This is a genomic window from Alistipes sp. AM16-43 (assembly GCF_003435745.1).
In the GTDB taxonomy this organism is placed as follows: domain Bacteria; phylum Bacteroidota; class Bacteroidia; order Bacteroidales; family Rikenellaceae; genus Alistipes; species Alistipes onderdonkii.
In genome coordinates this window covers 3,750-4,206 of sequence record NZ_QTUQ01000018.1, presented here as the reverse complement: position 1 = coordinate 4,206, position 457 = coordinate 3,750, and the positions used below count along the sequence as shown (strand labels likewise).

Sequence of the window (457 nt, the reverse complement as noted above, 5' to 3'; positions counted from 1 at the left end):
TGTGTTGAACGACACAGTGATTCTGTTGTTTCGGGTGATGATTTCCAGCGCACTCCGGAAATCGGATTCCTGCATGTTCATTTGAAGGTGTCTTTAATGATTATCGGATATGGGACGTAGTTCGCATGGATAGACTTCAGTTTCCGAGTCTGAGCAGCAGATCAGGATAAGATCCTTGTCGGAGGGTGTCTCCTTATCGTCATTACCCGAACAGACGACACAACAACCGGACATTTCATAGTCGGGATCGCTCCGGAAGACACGCTGCCCGGGATGGAAGACTCCCACGCGCGGCAGCTTCTCCCCGTCGAGAGTCTCCGGAAGAGCGATTACTTCCCGGATTGCAAGCCGGGGATGTTTGTCGAAATGCCAGTCTACCTCGGATTCTTCGCTGAGAGTCGTTCGGATCGTGTTCAGAACCGTTCCGCATTGTTCGGAAACAAGACGTGCGGCTTCC

The 457-nt window shown here is 52.1% G+C and carries 1 protein-coding gene; it reads right to left on the bottom strand.

Going from position 1 to position 457, the window contains the following annotated elements:
* Positions 1-93 precede the first annotated feature (93 nt).
* On the bottom strand, positions 94-457 hold a 364-nt coding region (locus tag DW189_RS14105), incomplete at its 5' end, for a hypothetical protein (RefSeq protein WP_259295448.1).